Source organism: Glycomyces sp. NPDC021274, from assembly GCF_040641195.1.
Lineage (GTDB): Bacteria > Actinomycetota > Actinomycetes > Mycobacteriales > Micromonosporaceae > Glycomyces.
Genome location: NZ_JBFADC010000002.1, coordinates 249,430 through 266,662, shown reverse-complemented (window position 1 = coordinate 266,662; position 17,233 = coordinate 249,430). Strand labels below are relative to the sequence as shown.

The 17,233-nt window shown below is 71.7% G+C and carries 16 protein-coding genes; 10 read left to right on the top strand and 6 right to left on the bottom strand.

Annotated features, from left to right (window positions below):
* Window positions 1-6: 6 nt before the first annotated feature.
* The gene (locus AB0I03_RS05140) at window positions 7-642 is read right to left on the bottom strand and encodes a response regulator transcription factor (protein ID WP_360406657.1); all 636 of its coding nucleotides are present in this window, start codon (window positions 640-642) and stop codon (window positions 7-9) included.
* Window positions 617-1,756 (bottom strand): DUF5931 domain-containing protein, encoded by a 1,140-nt coding sequence (locus AB0I03_RS05135; protein WP_360406654.1) that lies wholly within the window; start codon window positions 1,754-1,756, stop codon window positions 617-619. The genes AB0I03_RS05140 and AB0I03_RS05135 overlap by 26 nt, the downstream gene beginning before the upstream one ends.
* A gap of 98 nt (window positions 1,757-1,854) precedes the next feature.
* On the opposite strand from AB0I03_RS05135, the gene AB0I03_RS05130 reads away from it, so the two are divergent.
* Window positions 1,855-4,383, top strand: coding sequence for an Hsp70 family protein (locus AB0I03_RS05130; RefSeq protein ID WP_360406651.1), 2,529 nt, complete (start codon window positions 1,855-1,857; stop codon window positions 4,381-4,383).
* A gap of 69 nt (window positions 4,384-4,452) precedes the next feature.
* Here AB0I03_RS05130 and AB0I03_RS05125 read toward each other — a convergent pair whose 3' ends face one another.
* On the bottom strand, window positions 4,453-5,394 hold the full coding sequence (locus AB0I03_RS05125) for a DUF4349 domain-containing protein (protein WP_360406648.1): 942 nt from the start codon (window positions 5,392-5,394) through the stop codon (window positions 4,453-4,455).
* Window positions 5,395-5,715: 321 nt separating this feature from the next.
* Here AB0I03_RS05125 and def point away from each other — a divergent pair, with 321 nt between their 5' ends.
* From def to AB0I03_RS05105, 4 genes are all read left to right on the top strand, one after another.
* A complete protein-coding gene (gene def, locus AB0I03_RS05120) occupies window positions 5,716-6,360 on the top strand; it encodes a peptide deformylase (RefSeq protein ID WP_360406645.1) in 645 nt (214 codons plus the stop codon).
* Window positions 6,361-6,400: 40 nt separating this feature from the next.
* Window positions 6,401-7,018: a class I SAM-dependent methyltransferase gene (locus tag AB0I03_RS05115; RefSeq protein ID WP_360406642.1), complete on the top strand. Its 618-nt coding sequence runs from the start codon at window positions 6,401-6,403 to the stop codon at window positions 7,016-7,018.
* A gap of 116 nt (window positions 7,019-7,134) precedes the next feature.
* Window positions 7,135-7,671, top strand: coding sequence for a tetratricopeptide repeat protein (locus AB0I03_RS05110; RefSeq protein WP_360406639.1), 537 nt, complete (start codon window positions 7,135-7,137; stop codon window positions 7,669-7,671).
* A 28-nt stretch (window positions 7,672-7,699) separates the two neighbouring features.
* Window positions 7,700-8,869 carry an NUDIX domain-containing protein gene (locus AB0I03_RS05105; protein WP_360406636.1) on the top strand — a complete coding sequence of 390 codons (1,170 nt, stop codon included), beginning with the start codon at window positions 7,700-7,702 and terminating at the stop codon, window positions 8,867-8,869.
* A 47-nt stretch (window positions 8,870-8,916) separates the two neighbouring features.
* Here the strand turns inward: AB0I03_RS05105 and AB0I03_RS05100 are convergent, their stop codons facing one another.
* From AB0I03_RS05100 to AB0I03_RS05090, 3 genes are all read right to left on the bottom strand, one after another.
* Window positions 8,917-9,492 carry a hypothetical protein gene (locus AB0I03_RS05100; RefSeq protein WP_360406633.1) on the bottom strand — a complete coding sequence of 192 codons (576 nt, stop codon included), beginning with the start codon at window positions 9,490-9,492 and terminating at the stop codon, window positions 8,917-8,919.
* 187 nt (window positions 9,493-9,679) lie between these two features.
* Window positions 9,680-10,468 (bottom strand): oxidoreductase, encoded by a 789-nt coding sequence (locus AB0I03_RS05095; RefSeq protein WP_360406630.1) that lies wholly within the window; start codon window positions 10,466-10,468, stop codon window positions 9,680-9,682.
* 93 nt (window positions 10,469-10,561) lie between these two features.
* Complete coding sequence (locus AB0I03_RS05090; RefSeq protein ID WP_360406627.1) at window positions 10,562-11,137, bottom strand: TetR/AcrR family transcriptional regulator; 576 nt, start codon at window positions 11,135-11,137, stop codon at window positions 10,562-10,564.
* 159 nt (window positions 11,138-11,296) lie between these two features.
* Here AB0I03_RS05090 and AB0I03_RS05085 point away from each other — a divergent pair, with 159 nt between their 5' ends.
* The 5 genes from AB0I03_RS05085 to AB0I03_RS05065 all read left to right on the top strand — a co-directional run bounded on the left by AB0I03_RS05085 (window position 11,297) and on the right by AB0I03_RS05065 (window position 17,105).
* Window positions 11,297-12,115: an HAD family hydrolase gene (locus AB0I03_RS05085; protein ID WP_360406624.1), complete on the top strand. Its 819-nt coding sequence runs from the start codon at window positions 11,297-11,299 to the stop codon at window positions 12,113-12,115.
* 204 nt (window positions 12,116-12,319) lie between these two features.
* Window positions 12,320-14,332: a translation factor GTPase family protein gene (locus tag AB0I03_RS05080; RefSeq protein WP_360406621.1), complete on the top strand. Its 2,013-nt coding sequence runs from the start codon at window positions 12,320-12,322 to the stop codon at window positions 14,330-14,332.
* Window positions 14,333-14,485: 153 nt separating this feature from the next.
* Complete coding sequence (locus AB0I03_RS05075; RefSeq protein ID WP_360406618.1) at window positions 14,486-15,814, top strand: M14 family zinc carboxypeptidase; 1,329 nt, start codon at window positions 14,486-14,488, stop codon at window positions 15,812-15,814.
* A 137-nt stretch (window positions 15,815-15,951) separates the two neighbouring features.
* Window positions 15,952-16,191 (top strand): DUF1049 domain-containing protein, encoded by a 240-nt coding sequence (locus AB0I03_RS05070; protein ID WP_360406615.1) that lies wholly within the window; start codon window positions 15,952-15,954, stop codon window positions 16,189-16,191.
* Window positions 16,192-16,289: 98 nt separating this feature from the next.
* Window positions 16,290-17,105 (top strand): HAD family hydrolase, encoded by an 816-nt coding sequence (locus tag AB0I03_RS05065; RefSeq protein WP_360406613.1) that lies wholly within the window; start codon window positions 16,290-16,292, stop codon window positions 17,103-17,105.
* The last annotated feature ends 128 nt before the right edge of the window (window positions 17,106-17,233 follow it).

Sequence of the window (17,233 nt, the reverse complement as noted above, 5' to 3'; positions counted from 1 at the left end):
AAGTACTCAGTCGCCGTCGATGCCCTGTTCGATCGCGTACCGCACGAGCTGCGCCCGGTTGTGCAGCTGGAGTTTCGTGAGGATGTGCTGCACGTGGTTCTGCACCGTGCGCTGCGAGAGCACCAGGCGCTCGGCGATCTCGCGGTAGTTCAGTCCCTTCGCGACGAGCCGCAGCACCTCGGTCTCGCGTTCGGAGAGCTTCGGCCGCTCCTCCTCGTTCGCGTTCGCCAGGCGCCGGTACTCGCCGAGGACGAGGCCCGCCAGGCCCGGCGTGAACACCGCGTCCCCGGCCGCGACCCGCTCGACCGCATCGGCGAGCTCGGCCGCCGACGCCGATTTGACGAGGTACCCGCGCGCCCCGGCCTTCATCGCCTCGAGCACATCGGACGATTCGCCGCTCGCCGAGAGGATGAGCACCGCCGTCGCGCAGTCCTCCCCGAGGCCTTGCAGCACACCGACTCCGGAGAGGTCCGGCAGCTGCAGGTCCAGGATCGCGACGTCGGGGCGCAGCTCCCGGATCGCGGTGAGCGCCGCCCTGCCCTCTCCGCAGGCGGCGAGCACGCGGTGCCCGGCCCCGGTCAGGTCGCGGGCGATCGCCTCCCGCCAGATCGGGTGGTCATCGACCACGATGAGCGTCGCCATCGGCGTCCCCTTCCGTTCGCGGACGCGGCACCCGCATCTCGACCTCCGTGCCCGACCCGGGACCGGAGACCACCGTGACGGTCCCGCCGAGCTCCCGCACCCGACCCTCGATCGACTGCGCCACACCGAGACGCCCCTCGGCGGCGGCCTCCGCGAGCCGACCCGGCGCGATGCCGGGCCCGTCGTCGCGGACGCTCACCGTGACCGCCTCGCCGTCGTCCTCCACCAGCAGCCACACCCGCGTCCCCTCCGGGCAGTGGTCCCGCACATTGTCGACCGCGCTCGCCACCGCCGCCGCGACCTCCCGCGCGGTCGCCGCGGGCAGCCGCACCGGCGTCGCCGGGGCCGCCACGGTCACCGACTCGCCCGCGTGCCGCCCCACGAGCTCGCGCAGGTCCCGCCGCCCGTCGAGCGGGTGCTGGTACGCCTCGGAGGAGATCAGCGCCCGCAGCGCCTCCTCCTGCCGCCCCGCGAGCCGCCCCAGCTCGGCCGCCTCACCGCCGATCTCGTTGCCGCGCCGCTGCACCAGCGCGAGCACCTGCAGCACCGAGTCGTGGATGTCCCGCGCCAGCCGCTCCCGCTCCTTCGCCGCCGCGGTTCGCTCGGTCGCCCGCCGCGTCCGCTCCTCGGCCTCCACCCCGAGCCGCACCAGGTGCCCCACGGTGAAGCCCGTGAGCACCAGCAGCGCCGCCTCGTTCACCGTGTTCTCGCCGATGCCGCCCCGGAACACCATCCCGAACACCGCGATCACCCCGCCCGCGACGGCCCCGCTGCGCCGCCCCCACGCCGCACCCCACGCGAGCACCACCCCGGCCAGCCACGGCCCCAACGAGATCGGCACCGGCCCGTCCGAGACGGCCAGTGCCCACGCCGACACCGCGACCGCCAGCGCCGTCACCGCGAGGTCGGCGTAGACCACCCGCTCCTCGTACCCTCTGCGGGTGTACCGGTAGCTCACCACCGCGGTCCACCCGCCGAGCACGACCACCAGCAGCGCCGCGGCCACCGGCCGCACCAGCGCCTCGAACGCGAAGGCGCCCAGCAGCACCGGATAGCCCAGAGCGGCGAACCGGAACACCGCGATCGCCCGCCGCAACTGCGTCTGCAAACCCACCCGCGCATTCTCCCAGGCGCCCGCGGAGCACACGGGTCCAAGTGCGACCGGAGTTCCCTACACATCGGCCGGTGGACCAGGGTCACTACAGTTGCGGCATGTCCTTTTCCAGCCCCCGGCCCGCCTCGATCAGCGTCGACTTCGGCACCTCGCACACCGTCGCCACGATCCGGCGCGCCGACGGCCGCGTCCACCAGCAGCTGTTCGACGGTTCACCGCAACTGCCCTCCGCGGTGTTCATGGACGACGAAGGCGGACCGGTCGTCGGCGCCGACGCCGTCCACTCAGGCCGCCGCAAGCCCGACCGGTACGAACCGAACCCGAAGCGGCGCATCGACGACGCGCAGATCCTCCTCGGCGAGACCGAGATCCCCGTGACGAGCGTCATCGCCGCGGTGCTCTCCCGGGTCGCGCGCGAATGCGAGCAGACCCTGGGCTCGCTCGGGCCGGTCACCGTCACCGTGCCCGCCGCGTGGGGCCCGACCCGCCGGCACGTCGTCGCGGACGCCGCCACCGCCGCCGGTCTCGGCACCGTGGACCTCGTCGCCGAACCGGTCGCCGCCGCGAGCTACTTCGTCGAGACCATCGGCGCGGAGGTGCCGCCCGGCAGCGGCGTCGTCGTCTACGACCTGGGCGGCGGCACCTTCGACGCCACGGTCCTGCGCCGCGCGACCAACGGCTTCGACGTGCTCGCCGTCGACGGCGCCGACGACCTCGGCGGCCTCGACTTCGACCAGGCCCTCGCCGAGCACGTCGCCAAGAGCGTGCAACCGGACGACGAGCGCTGGCAGCGCTTGACGAACCCGACCGAGCCGGCCGACCTGCGCCACCGCACCGCCTTCACGGAGGAGGTGCGACAGGCCAAGGAGCGGCTCTCCCGCAGCGCCTCGACCGAGCTCACGATCCCGCTGCTCGACATCGACGCCCACCTCACCCGCGAAGAGCTGGAACAGGTCTGCGCGCCGCTGGTCGAGCGCACGATCCGCGTCACCCAGGGCGTGATCCGCGAATCGGGGCTCGCGAAGGAGCAGATCGCGGCGCTCTTCCTCGTCGGCGCCGCCAGCCGCATGCCGCTCGTCGCCACACTCCTGCACCGCGAGCTCGGCATCGCCCCGTCCGCGATCGAGCAGCCCGAACTCGCCGTCTCCGAAGGCGGCCTCCTCGCCCAGCACACCGTCAACACCCCCATCTCGGTCCCGAGCCCGGCCCTGCCGCCGCAGACCGCGACCCCGGTCGCCCCCGTCCCGGTGCCGAGCCCGGTGAGCGCCCCGACCGGCCAGACGATGCGGCTCCCGCACCCCTCGGCCCCGCCCATGGCGACCTCGCAGCCGACGACCTCCCAGCCGACCCCGCAGGCGGTGCCCGGAATGCCGCCGCACCCGCTCACGCAGCCGCACATGGCCCCGCCCTCGGGCCCGCCCGCCGGCCAGTACCCGACCGGTCCCATTGCGCCCCAACAGGGTCCCTGGATCAAGTCGAAGCAGGGCATCGCCGTGCTCGTCGCCGTGGCCGCCGTCGTCGTCCTGTCGGTCGGCGCGCTGGCGGCGCTGCCGTACCTCACCAAGGACGATGAGGACGACCCGCTCACGTCGAACGAGCAGCAGCAGACCGAGGGCGCCGACGTGGCCGGGGACGCCGCGGCCACTGAGGACGACACCGACGGCTCGGCCTCCACCGGCGACGACGACGGCCTCGTGCCGCTCGCCGACGCGGTCCAAGGCGACCTGACCGCCCGCATGGAGTCCCAGCACGTCGGCGCGGTCACGCAGGTCGAGGTCGCCCAGCTCGACGGCGCGGACGTCGTCCTCACCGGCGGCGAGGACGGCATGGTCCGCATCTGGGACCCCTTGGACGGCAGCCTGATCGACGAGTACCGCGGCCACAACGGCGTCATCCAGAGCCTCGGCGTCGTCACCGAGACCGGTGGGCGCGTCGCGGTCTTCTCCAGCGACGGCACCACCGACGACACGTGGTACCTCGACGACCCGGCCACGTCCGTCGCCGACCGCGAATCCGCGTACGACACCATCTACTGGTACGGGCTCTGGGACGGCACCCCCGCCTACGCCACGGACTACCAGGTCAAGCAGTTGTTCACCGGCAACACGATCACCGACATCGACACGTTCTACGGCGACGGGCTCTCGTTCATCGACGTAGGCGGCACGCTGCGGGCCGTCTGCCACTACGAGAACCGCGTCATCGTCACCGACCTCGCTTCCGGCGAGCCGGTCGGCGGCACGTTCGACCAGCTCCAGTACGACATCATGGCCTTGGCCGTCGGCCAGGCCGCGGGGAAGAGCCTCGGGGTCACCGTCACGGGCGAAGGCGCCATCCAGGCCTGGGACCTCGCCGCCGCGGAACCGTTCGGCGCTCCCGCGCAGGAGCTCTACCAGACCGTGACCGGCCTGAGCGTGCTCGAGATCGACGGGAAGGCCGCGGTCCTCGCCTCCGGCGACCAGGGCTTGAGCTTGTTCGACCTCGAGACCGGCGCCCCGATCGGGGAGAGTTTCGCCGCCCGCACCGGCGACGAGGCGCTCACCGGCGCGGCGGTGACCGAAGTGGACGGCCGCCAGGTCGTCATCACCGGCACCGCCATGGGCCAGGTCGAGGTCTGGAGCCTGTAGTGACAGCGGCGCGGGTCCCGCGGGGTCCGCGCCGCTCAACCGCACTTCGATCCAGTCGCGCCGCCCCCGCTACTGCCGCGGCGGCGTGGTCGAAACAGGCTCGGTCGAGGCGTGCGTGGCCGGAAGCAGCGAGCCTTCGGCCGCTTTCGCGTTGCGGCGCTTGCGCGCCAGACGGATCGGCACGATGACCGCGGCGGCCGCGAGGGCCGCGACGGGCAGGAACGGCAGCAGGACGCCGATCACCACCGAGACGGCGACCAGCAGGTTCACCGCACCCTTGAAGCCCACGACCACTCCGTCCCAGAACGAGTCCGGCCCCGCATAGCCCGCTTCCTGCCCCACTGCTGACGGGGCGACGACCGTGAAGTCGATGGTGGACATGGCGACCCGGTCCTGCAGGTCCTCCAGTTGCGACTCCAGGGACGCCAGTTCGCCTTCGCGCTCGGCCAGTTCGGCCTCGAGTTCGAGGATCGCGGTCACGGAGGTGGCCTCGGCCAGGAGCTGGCGGACGCGTTCGACGCTGGCGCTCTTGGTGGCGATGTGCGCGGCGAGGTCGACGGTCGCCTCGGTGACGTCCTCGGTGGTCACGGACCGGTGGCGCTCGCTCTCGGCGAGCGCGGCGAGCCCGTCCATTGCCTCGGTGAAATGCTCGGACGGCACGCGCAGGACCAGGTGGGCGCTGCTGTAGGAGGCCTCCTCACCGGTCGCGCGGTCCCGTTCGTCGGCGGTGACGAATCCGCCGTAGGACTCGGCGAGGTCCCAGGCCTGCTCGGCGATGCCTTCGGCGTCGGCGTCCTCGACTTCGAGCACCGCCTCGTAGACGATGGCGCGGTCGCCGGTGTCGACCTGCGGGTTCGCGGAGGCTTCGGGGGCTGCGGCGGCTTCGTCCTCGACGATGTCGGCGGCGTTCTCGTCGGCGGCCCGGCCGCCGCCTTCGCCTCCGGCATTCGAGCAGCCGAACAGGAACAGTGCGGCCGCGGCGAGCACGGCGGCGGATCTGAGGAGTCGCATGTTGAGCCTCGCAAGGGGTGTGAGCAGGGGCGGGGCGGCCGGGGCCGCCCGGTGTCTCCAATGGTGATCCCTCCGCGTCACGAATCGACTGCGGAAATCTCTCGATAGGGGAGGGGCGGCCATCGGCGCACCTTTGACGCCCACAGGCACCGAAACGTTCCGGCCCGTCGTGCGAAGCCGCCTCCCCGAAGCGGAACGGGCGATGCGGTCTGCTGCAATATACTTGCAATAACGGAGCCAGTGTGTGACATGTGATATGCCACTGCCTCTGGCATGGACCGAGCCCAAGAGGGAGACCGATTGGCGGACAAGGAGACACCGGTGACCGACCACGAACCCCACGAACCCGGCGGCCGCGCCTCCGGCGACCTCGCCCCCGAAGACACCGCCCCCGGCGACCGCGCTGCCGGAGACGATGCAGGTGGCAACCGCGCTCCCGGAGACGTTGCTCCGGGAGACCGTGGCCGGGTGCACCCGATCACGCGGTACGGCGAGGCCGTGCTCCACCGCGCCTGCAAACCGGTCGAGGTCTTCGACGACGCGCTGGCGGAGCTGATCGAGGACATGTTCGCGAGCATGTACGCGGCCAACGGGGTCGGCCTGGCGGCCAACCAGATCGGCGTCGACGCGCGGGTCTTCGTGCTCGACTGCGAGGACGCCGACGGGGAGCGGACCGTGGCCGCCGTGGTCAACCCGGTGCTGCACCTGCCCCCCGCTCCGCGCGAGCTCATGGTCGGGGACGAGGGCTGCCTGTCGGTGCCCGGCGCGTTCGAGGACACGCCCCGGTCGACCACCGCCGTGGTCGAGGGCTTCGACGCCGAGGGCAAGCCCGTGCGGATCGAGGGCACCGGCACCCTCGCCCGCTGCCTCCAGCACGAGTACGACCACCTCGAAGGCACCGTCTACGTCGACCGCCTCCCGAAGAAGGCCCGCAACCGCGCCCTCGCCGAGGCCGGCCTCCGCTAGGCCCCCAGGGCTGTCGGACCGCTCTGGCATCATCGGCGCGGTGGACTACCGAGAGCTGAAACAGGAACTGCGCCGGTCGTACGATGCCGAAGCCGGCTCCCGCGCCGTCATGAAGGACACCCCGTGGAAGGCGCTGGAGCGCGCCCGGTTCGCCGCCCGGCTCCGCGAGACGGGGGCGTCGCGCCTGCTGGAGATCGGTGCGGGGCACGGGATCAGCGGCAGGTTCTTCGCCGACGAGGGCCTCGAGGTCACCTGCGTCGACCTCTCGCCCGAGCTCGTCGCGCTCTGCAGGGCCAAGGGCCTCGACGCGGCGGTGATGGACTTCGGCGACTTGGCGTTCGAGGACGCGTCGTTCGACGCTGTGTTCGGCATGAACTGCCTGCTCCACGTGCCGAAGGCCGACCTCTCCGGCGTGCTCGCCGAAGTGCGCCGCGTCCTCGCCCCAGGAGGCCTCTTCTATTGGGGGCAGTACGGCGGGCAGGACTACGAAGGTGTCTGGGAGACCGACTCGTACGAGCCGAAGCGGTTCTTCTCCTTCTTCACCGCCGACCGCATCGAAGCGGTTGCGGCCGAGCACTTCGCGCTCGTGGAGGCGAACCACGTCGCCCTCGAGTCGAACATCGACCAGTATCAGGGCCTGATCCTGCGCAAGCCCTGAGTGCGCGAGATACGTTTGGTGCAGGGCTTTTGGGGCTGGGCAAAACGCCCGGCCCCGCTCTATCCTCGCCACAGGCCGCCTGGCCGCCGCCCAGGCGCGGAACGGGGGACACGCCATTGTCTGCTGAGCAGCAACAGATCGCCGAACGGATCGCGACGGGCAACGACGGGCGCATGTACGCCACCGAGCCGGACCGGTTGCGCCGCCTCGTGCGCTACGAGCTCGCCCGCGAAGACCGCCTCTCCCAGCCGGAGCTGCGGCAGGCCGGCGTCGGGCTCATCGCCCTGGGGGAGTACGCGGAGGCGCAGCGGGTCCTCGCCGCCGCCGTGGACCGCGCCGCCACCCCGCGCCAGCGGGTCGCGGCGCTCGTCAACCTCGGCGACGCCCACCGCTACCCCGGCGACCTCGCGGAGGCCGAGCCGCTCTACGAGCAGGCCATCGAGATCGCCCGGGCGGAGAGCCCGAACACGCTCCACTTCGCGTTGCAGCACTACGGCAAGCACCTCATCGACGCCCGCCGCCCGCACCACGCCGTCGAGATCCTCACCGAGGTGCTGGCCATGCGCCGCAAGATCGGCGACCCTGCGCTCATCACGTCGACCCAGGAGGCGCTGAGCGCCGCCCGCGCGGCCGTCGGCCAGCGTACGATCTGACACTCGTGAAGCCGAGCAGAGGAACGCCATGACGACGAACCCGACCGCCGACGCCCTTCCCGCCCGGCGCGAGGCGATCGGCCTCGCCCGCCTCGCCGACATGCTGCGGGCCGAAGCCGCCAACGGCCTGTACTGGGGCTGCGAACCCGACGAGGAGGCCCGGCTGCTGGAGCTGCGCGACCACGCCGCCGCGCTGCTCGCCGAGGTCGACCACCGCCCGTACGAGGCGATCAGGGCGATCTTCGCGAACGACGCCGATCTGCGGTCGCCGATTCCCGGCACCGAGTTCCGCATCGACTGCGGCGATGGCACGCGCCTGGTCCACCGCCGGCGCTTCCGCTCCGACACCCTTGCGCAGCGCCTGGAGGCCACCGCCGCCGCCCTCGGCGCGGACGTCCCCGCCGAACCGGTCGCCATCGCCGACACCGACCTCGCGGACCTCCCGTGCCCCCACACGTACCTGCTCGTCTACGAGTTCGCGACGGCCCTCGACGCCGACGCGGCCGAGAAGCTGCTGGAGCCGGCCGACCCGGACCTCGCCGGCGACCTGCCGACCTACGCCCCGGCCGCGAGCGCGGTCGTGCGCGAACGCGGCCCGCTGCGCGTCTCCACGGCCGCCAAGGCGATCCTCGACGCCGTCGCCGCGATCGCGAAGGCCTCCCTTGCGGCCGCGACGAGCCCGTATTCCATCGAACGGCACCACCGGGTCGCGGCGCACTGCGAGCGCACCACCGAAGCGGACCTGGTCTACCCGCGCATCGACTGCGGCGACCTCGCCGCGTTCGGCGTCCCCACGGGCGCGGACGCTGCGATCTTCGACGACGAGGGCCGCGTGCTCGTCATCAAGCGGACCGACACCGGGCAGTGGGCCGTGCCCGGCGGGGCCACCGAAGTGGGCGAGCCGGTCGCCCTGGCCGCGATCCGCGAGGCGTTCGAGGAGACCGGACTCGAGGTCGCGCTCACCGGCCTGTCCTGGGCGTTCGACAAGCGGGACACCGACCTCGGCGACAGCCGCATGCCGATGATCATGAGCTTCACCGCCGCGCAGACCCGCCCGGGCCAGGCGATCCGCCTCGCCGAGCTCGAAGCCTCCGCGCACCGCTGGATGACCGAGGCGGAAGCGGCGGCGGCCGACCTGTTCAAGGGCCACGAACTGCGCATCCCAGTCGCCTTCGCGCGCAGCAGGACCACAGCGTAGACGCGGGCGGGCCCGGCGACCGTTCGGCCGCCGGGCCCGCCCCGCGCTCAGATCCCGAGAGAAGGAAGGAGGCCGCCGCAGGAGCTCTCGACCGCGGTGTACGCCTCCGTCTCCTCCGCCGATCCCGCCTCGGTGAGGTAGTACGCGTTGAGCTCGTCGATGCACGCCTGCAGGGCCTCCGCGTCCGCCGCGGGCCCCTCCAACTCGGACACCTGCGCCTGGGCCGCCGCGAGGTCCTCCTCCAACTGCGAGATCTGGTCGTCGCGGTCGGAGAGCCGCGCCTCCGCGTCGTCGAGGTCGCCGCTGGCGCTCAGCCACAGCGCGACCGACACGGCGGCGGCGGCCAACCCGACGACCATGCCGATGGCGAGGAGCACCACCGCCGGGGACTTTCGCGGCGCGGGCGGGGGAGGCGGCTGCAGGAACGTCTGCGTCCCGTATCCGGGCTGGGCCGGGATGCTCTGCGGCGGTGGGGCCGTCGGCGCCGGGAGGGGCGACTGCGGGGCGTACCCGGAGTCGTACGGCTGCGGTTGCAGCGGCGAGTAGGCGGGCGGCACGCTCTGCGGTTGCTGGGGATCGCTCGGACCGCCGAGGTTGTAGTGCGGAGGCGGGTTGTAGGCCATGATGGCTCCTTCAACGGAGGGTCGCAGTCCAGGGTAGAGCGGCCGTGCGAATCGACGGCACTACCAGTGTGACGACAGGGAACCGGGACCGGTCCCCGTTGTTACCCAAACTTGACATCACGGACCTGCAACGGCTGGGTCCTGAGTGACTCGGGCGGGCGCGGAGCATCCGAGCCCGCCCGAGTCGCTAGGCCGCCTTGAGGGTGCCGCCGTCGATCACGTGGTCGGCGCCGTGGATGTTCGCCGCCCGGTCGGAGAGCAGGAACGCCACCAGGTCGGCGACCTCCTCGGGCTCGCCGATGCGACCCGAGGCGATGCCGAACTGGCCGGGGATCGCCTCGAGGAAGTCGCTGTGCGCGACACCGTACGCGGCCGCGACCTTGCCGCCGAACCGCTCCTCGTCGCGCCACAGCGACGAGCCGACGACACCGGGCGAGACCGTGTTGACCCGCACGCCCTGCGGCGCGAGCTCTTCGCTGAGCCGCTTGGAGAACGCCGTCAGCCCGGCCTTGGCCTCGCTGTAGGCGACCGGACCGACCGCCGGCAGGTACTTGTTGACCGAGGAGACGTTCACGATCGCGCCGCGGCGTCCGATGAGGTCCGGCAGGGCGGCCCGCGTGGTCCACACTGCGCTGAACAGGTTGAGGTTGAAGATCGACTCCCACTGCTCGACGGGGATGTCGAGGAAGCCGCCGAGCGCCATCCGGTCGGCGTCACCCCCGCCGACATTGTTGACCAGCAGGTCGATGCCGCCGACCGTGCTGATCGCCTCGGTGACGATGCGCTCGGCGCCCTCCCTGGTGGAGAGGTCGGCGCTGATCGCGGCGGCGGCGACCTTCTCCAGCTCAGGGGTGACGGTGCGGGCGGCGCCGACGACGCGGACGCCTTCGGCGGCGAGGGTCTCGGCGATCGCGAGGCCGATGCCGCGGCTGGCTCCGGTGACGAGGGCGGTCTTGCCGTTGAGTCCGAGTTCCATGGGTGTGCCTTTCAATTGTTCTTGAACTTGAGGTCAAAAATTAGGGCCGCAAAAACGCCCTCGAACGAGGGCGCGTGCGATCCCGCGCGGCGGTCAGAGACCCGCCACGGCCGTGTCGATGATCCGGTGCAGCACCGGGGCGTCGTGGGTCTGGGTCATCACGCGCAACCCGACGACGGTGTTCATCAGGAAATGCGCCTGCGCCTCCGCATCGACCTCCTTCGCGACGTCGCCGTCGCGCTGGCCTTTGCGGATCCGCTCGGTGAACAGCCGGATGGTCGCATCGGTCATCCGCTGCACCGCCCGCATCGCCTCGGGGTCCGTGGCGCCCAGTTCGAGCGCGGTGTTGGCCGCGAGGCAGCCGCGGGGCGCGGGGAGGCTCAGGTCGATCTCGATGAGGCGCATCAGGTAGGCGCGGATGCGCTCCTTGGCGGTGCCCGGTTCGTTCAGGAAGGCCTCGGTCATCGCCGAGCCGCCCTCCCCGTACCGGTCGAGCGCCTTGCCGAACAGCTCCCGCTTGGAGCCGAACGTGTGGTACAGGCTGCCCTTGCCGACGCCGGTGGCCTCGGCGAGGTCCGCGGGGGAGGTCCCCGCGTATCCCTTGGTCCAGAACGTCTCCATCGCCTGCGCGACGGCCACGTCCGGATCGAAGTTCTTCGGTCTGCCCATGTCCGACACCCTACACCATTCTTGACCCCAGGGTCAATAATGGGTGCGGTTCGCGTCCTCGGGCGACGAAGGCGCTGGTGGGCAACCGGTCCGAAGGTCGCGGTGATCGTGCCGTTTCGTACGGTTGCCGCACTTGCGGGGCCGGGCGATACTGGAACGGTGCTCACACCCCTCGTCATCGCCTCCGATCTGGACGGCACCCTCCTCGCCCCGGACGGCGCCCTGTCCGAGCGGACCCGCGACGCCCTCGCGGCCGCCCGCGCCGACGGCATCGCCGTCGTCGCCGTCACCGCCCGCACCCCGTACGGCGTCGACATGCTGCCCGACCTCCTGCCGCACCTCGACGGCGCGGTCTGCGCGAACGGCGCGATCGTCTACGACCCCGCCAGCGGCCGCATCCGCATCCTCCGTTCGATCCGGATCTCGCAGGGCCGCAAGGTGGTCGCGGCGATCGCCAAGCGTCTGCCCGACGCGGTGTTCGCGGTGGAGAACGGCACCTCGATCGTCGGCGAGGAGCCCTACCGGGCCCTGGTCGGCTCCTCGAACTGGGAGTTCGCGAACGATGTCGACGGGGTCTTCAAGCGCGCCAAGCGGGCCGTGAAGATCAAGGTCTACTGCGGCGAGCGCACCGGCGATGAGATGGCCGCCGCGGTGGCCGGCGCCGACCTCGGCGGGCTCGCGATGTGCCATTGGGGCGACTTCGGCATGCTCGATCTCAACGCCCGCGGTGCTGACAAGGCCTTCGGCCTCGCCACCTGGTGCAAGGAGCGCCGGGTCGGGCCCGATGCGGTGGTCGCCTTCGGCGACATGCCGAACGACGCGCCGATGCTCGCCTGGGCGGGCCGCTCCTACGCGATGGGCGACGCCCACCCCGAGGCCGTCGCCGCCGCGACCGACCGTGCCGCCACCAATGCCGAGGACGGCGTCGCCCAGATCATCGAAGGGCTCCTCGACAGCGACACCGCGGCCGCCGCCTGACCCGGCCCGCGTCCGCGTCCGCGTCCGCGATAACGCCTTGCGGTGCGCCGCCCGGTCTGCTGGACTGGGCGGAGCGCGGTACCGCGAGCGTTCGGTCCGCACGCTTCGCCGGGCGTGCCGCGCACGACACAGAGGAGACTGGGATGCGCCAACAGTTCATGTCATTCGAGAAGGGTCACTTCGAACTCAAGGACATGACTGCTGTTGCGTACGCTCAATCTCGGGATCCTCGCCCATGTCGACGCCGGTAAGACCAGCCTGACCGAGCGGCTCCTCCAAGCCGCCGGCATCATCGACGAGGTCGGCAGCGTCGACGCGGGCAGCACCCGCACCGACACGCTCGACCTCGAACGCCGCCGGGGCATCACCATCAAGTCCGCGGTGGTCTCCTTCGCGCTCGGCGGCACCGCCGTCAACCTCATCGACACGCCCGGCCACCCCGATTTCATCGCCGAGGTCGAGCGGGTCCTGAACCTGCTCGACGGGGCGGTGCTCGTCGTCTCGGCGGTCGAGGGCGTCCAGGCCCAGACCCGCGTCCTGTACCGGGCCCTGCGCCGCCTCGGCGTCCCGACCCTGGTGTTCGTCAACAAGATCGACCGCACCGGCGCCCGCACCGATGCGCTCGTGCGCGACCTCGCCGCGAAACTCGACCCGGCGATGGTCGCGATGGACACCGTCACCGGCCTCGGCACACCGGCGGCGGCGAGCCGGCCGCGCGAACGCGACACCGCGTTCGACGAGGACCTCCTCGAAGCGCTGCTCGACGACGAACTCCTTGACGCCTACCTTGCGCCCGCCGACGCCGCCATGAAGCGCAGTGGTATGTCACATGTCGCGCATGACGCAGCACTGGCCTCGGCCTTCGCGGCGCGCGTCGCGCAGGCGCAGGCCCACCCGGTCCACTTCGGCTCGGCGATCACCGGCGCCGGCATCGCGAACCTCGTTGAGGGCATCCGCCGCTTCCTGCCCGGCTCGGAAGGCGACCCAGACGGGCCGCTCTCCGGCACGGTGTTCAAAGTGGAACGCGGCCCGGCGGGGGAGCGGATCGCCTACGCCCGCCTGTTCTCCGGCACGGTCGCCGTGCGCGACCGCATTCACGTCGGCGACGGCCGTGAAGCCAAGGTGACCGGCATCAGCGTCTTCGAGGACGGCGCCGACCGGCCGCGGCCCCGGGCCGAGTCGGGCCGGATCGTGAAGCTCGGAGGCCTCGGGGAGGTCCGCATCGGCGACGCGATCGGGCAGCCGCCGAAACTGCGCACCGAGCACTTCCTGCGTCCCGCTCTGGAGACCGTGGTCGCCCCCGCGGACGAGCAAGACCGCCCGGCCCTGCACGCCGCGCTCACCCAACTGGCCGAACAGGATCCGCTCATCGGCCTCCGCCACGACGAGGCGCGGCGCGAGCTCTCCGTCTCGCTCTACGGTGAAGTGCAGAAGGAGGTCATCGGCGCGACCCTCGCCGAGGAGCACGGCCTGGAAGTGGACTTCCGCGAGTCCACGGTGATCTGCGTCGAACGCGTCGCCGGCGCCGGCGCGGCCGCCGAGTTCATCGCGAAGGCCCCCAATCCGTTCCTGGCCACGGTGGGCCTGCGCGTCGAACCCACCACGGGGCGCGGCATCGACTTCCGGCTCGGCGTGGAACTCGGCTCCATGCCGTTCGCGTTCTTCAAAGCCGTCGAGGAGACCGTCCACGATGCACTCCGTGAAGGGCTCCACGGCTGGCAGGTCGAAGGCGCTGCGGTCACCATGACCCACTCGGGCTACTGGGCCCGCCAGTCCAGCGCCCACGGCGGGTTCGACAAGAGCATGTCGAGCACCGCCGGCGACTTCCGCAACCTCGTGCCGCTCGTGCTCATGGCCGCCCTCCGCGAAGCGGGCACGGTCGTATGCGAACCATTGCACCGCTTCCGCATCGAGCTGCCCGCGGCCGACCTCGGCGGCGTCCTCGCGGCGCTCGCGAAGCTCCGCGCCGTCCCTGAGCCACCGGAGCTCGGCGGCGGGCGATGCATCCTCGAAGGCACCATCCCCGCCGGCGCCGTCCACGGACTCGGCCAGCGCCTCCCGGGCCTGACCAGCGGCGAAGGCGTCCTGGAGAGCGTCTTCGAACGGCATGAGCCGGTGAGCAGCGGCCTCGTGCCGTCCCGCCCCCGGACCGGCGCGAACCCGCTCGACCGCGACGCCTACCTCCTCGCGGTGGCGCGCCGCGTGACCGGCAACTGAGCCCGTCCCGCCACGATCCGAAATGGATTCCATTGTGTCCCAATATGTTCGCTATTTGAGGATTTGATGAGGAAATGTATGATTAAGATCCCTTGACCGCCACTTCGTCCCGTCGGCACCCCGGCGGGACGAGTAGAGAACGGACACAAGCACATGAAGCTAAGGCTCGTCACCGCGAGCGTCGCGCTGGGGGTCGTCGTGGCCGCCACCAGCGCCGCCACCCTCACCGCCCAAGCCGATCCGCCCGAACCCGCAGGCGACGCGCTCGCCACCTGGACCGTCCCGCGGCTCACCGCCGACGAAGCGGCCGAACTCGAACGGCTCGGCTTCACCCTCGCCCACGACCACGGCGACGCCTCCCACATCATCGGCGACGAAGCCCTCGCCGCCGAAGCCCGCGAACTCGGCTACGACCCCGAATTCCTCGACACCGTCTACAAGGAACTCCCGGTCACCGCCGAGCAGGAGGGCACCTACTACGGCGGCTACCGCACCGTCGACACCTACGAGGCCGACCTCCAGGCGCTCGCCGCGGCCAACCCCGAACTCGCCAGCCTCCACGACATCGGCGACTCCTGGCTCAAGACCCAGGGCGACCCGGCCGGGCACGACGTCTACGCCATCTGCCTCACGAAACGCAACGCCGGCGACTGCGAGACCGACCCGGACTCCACCAAGCCCCGCTTCACCCTCGTCGCCCAGATGCACGCCCGCGAGATCGCCACGGGCGAGGTCGCCTGGCGCTGGATCGAGAAGCTCGTCGACGGCTACGGCACCGACACCGAGGTCACCGAGCTCATGGACACCACCGAGGTCTGGGTGGTCCCGATCGCCAACCCCGACGGCGTCGACATCGTCGCCTCCGGCGGCGACGACCCGATCCTCCAGCGCAAGAACGCCAACGACACCAACGGGAGCTGCGGCGACCGCCTCGGCGTCGACCTCAACCGCAACTCCACCTTCGAGTGGGGCGACGACTCCACCAACCCCTGCTCCGAGACCTACCAGGGGCCCTCGGCCGGGTCCGAGCCCGAGACGCAGGCCGTCGAGGACTGGCTCCGCGCCCTCCACCCCGACCAGCGCGGCGAGAACCCCGGGGACGCCGCGCCCGGCGACGCCCGCGACGTGTTCATCACCCTCCACTCCTACGGCGAGTACATCATCGTCCCGTGGGGCTACTCCAGCGATCCGGCCCCGAACGACGCCGGGCTGCGCGCGCTCGGCAAGGACATGGCCGAGTCCAACGGGTACTTCGTGGGCACCAACGACGACACCGTCGGCTACAGCACCAGCGGCACCACCGACGACATGGCCTACGGCGAACTCGGCGTCGCCTCGTTCACCTTCGAGATCGGCCCCGACACGGGGAACTGCGGCGGGTTCTTCCCCGCGTTCACCTGCGTGGACGACAGCCTCTGGCCCGAGAACGAGGGCGCACTCATGACCGCCGCGCAAGCGGCGGCCGCGCCTTACGCCGGCTAGCGTCCCGGGCCCCGGCGGCGCGCCGGGGCCCGGAAAACCCGATTCGCCGGTTCCGCCCGACCCGACCGTCCATACTGTCCGGATCATTCCGAGGGAGTTCGGCTGCAAGGAAGAGTCCTGACGGAGGGGAGCGGGCCATGGCGACCGACGGGACGGCCGGGGCCAAAGGCGGGAACGCGATCCGCCGACTCATCATCGCGGGCGTGATCGTCGCGCTCGCCGTCTGGTTCATCCTCGCCAACACCGAGACAGTGGGCGTCAAACTCTGGCTCGTCAGGGTCGAGACGCCCATGTGGATCATGATCACCATCGTCTTCCTCGCCGGATGGGCCGTCGGTGCACTGCTCCGACGACGCTCCGCGAAGCAGCGCGGCTGAACCACGTTGGACCTCGATGCGGGCCGGAGCGTGTGACGCTCCGGCCCGCAGCCCGATCAGGGTTGCCCCGCACTGCACCGAACCCCGATACTCAGGCGGTGCCCCTACCGAAACTCATCGCCACCGACCTCGACGGCACCCTGCTCGACCCGCAGGGCCGACTCTCCGAACGCAACCAGAAGGCACTCCAGGCCGCCCGCGAGCACGGCATCGTCACCCTCGCCGTGACCGCCCGCCCGCCCCGTGCGGTCTACCGCGTCCCTGAACTCGCCGGCGTCCTCGACGGTGCGATCTGCTGCACCGGCGCGATCTGGTACGACACCGCGACCCGCACCGCCGACCTGCGCCACCCCCTCCCACTGCCGACCGCCCGCGAACTCCACGACCGGCTCCGCGACGCCCTCCCCGGCGCGCTCTTCGCCGTCGAGACCGGCCAGCGCCAGGTCGCCCACTCGACCCACATGCAGGCGGGCATCCACTACGGCGACCCCTGGACCGTCCTCGAACCCGGCGCGGACCTGCTCGCCCACGCCGACACCGTCGCCGAACTCGTCGTCCGCGTCCCCGGCTCGACCGGCACCGCCATGCACGAGGCCACCCGCCACATCGACATGCCCGGCGTGCGCCTGTGGCACTGGGGGAACTTCCCCGAGATCGAATGCACCGCCGCCGCAGCGACCAAGGGCAAGGCGCTGGCCGCCTGGTGCGCCGGCCGCGGGATCGGTCCTGAGGGCGTGATCGCGTTCGGCGACATGCCGAACGACGTTTCGATGCTCGCCTGGGCGGGTCGATCCTTCGCGATGGCGGGCGCGCACGCCGAAGCGATCGCGGCCGCCACCGACCGCGCCGACCCGGCGGCCGAAGACGGCGTGGCGAAGACGATCGAGGCGCTCCTCGACCTCCAGGTCGGCTGACCCCAAGCGCGACAGCATCATCGCCGCGCCTTGCGCCTTGCGCCTTGCGCCTTGCGCCTTGCGCCTTGCGCCTTGCGCCTTGCGCCTTGCGCCTTGCGCCTTGCGCCTTGCGCCTTGCGCCTTGCGCC

Coding starts and splice junctions, on each gene's coding strand:
- AB0I03_RS05140 (WP_360406657.1), bottom strand. CDS start 642: ATGGCGACGCTCATCGTGGTCGATGACCACCCGATCTGGCGGGAGGCG.
- AB0I03_RS05130 (WP_360406651.1), top strand. CDS start 1,855: ATGTCCTTTTCCAGCCCCCGGCCCGCCTCGATCAGCGTCGACTTCGGC.
- AB0I03_RS05125 (WP_360406648.1), bottom strand. CDS start 5,394: ATGCGACTCCTCAGATCCGCCGCCGTGCTCGCCGCGGCCGCACTGTTC.
- AB0I03_RS05105 (WP_360406636.1), top strand. CDS start 7,700: ATGACGACGAACCCGACCGCCGACGCCCTTCCCGCCCGGCGCGAGGCG.
- AB0I03_RS05100 (WP_360406633.1), bottom strand. CDS start 9,492: ATGGCCTACAACCCGCCTCCGCACTACAACCTCGGCGGTCCGAGCGAT.
- AB0I03_RS05095 (WP_360406630.1), bottom strand. CDS start 10,468: ATGGAACTCGGACTCAACGGCAAGACCGCCCTCGTCACCGGAGCCAGC.
- AB0I03_RS05090 (WP_360406627.1), bottom strand. CDS start 11,137: ATGGGCAGACCGAAGAACTTCGATCCGGACGTGGCCGTCGCGCAGGCG.
- AB0I03_RS05075 (WP_360406618.1), top strand. CDS start 14,486: ATGAAGCTAAGGCTCGTCACCGCGAGCGTCGCGCTGGGGGTCGTCGTG.
- AB0I03_RS05070 (WP_360406615.1), top strand. CDS start 15,952: ATGGCGACCGACGGGACGGCCGGGGCCAAAGGCGGGAACGCGATCCGC.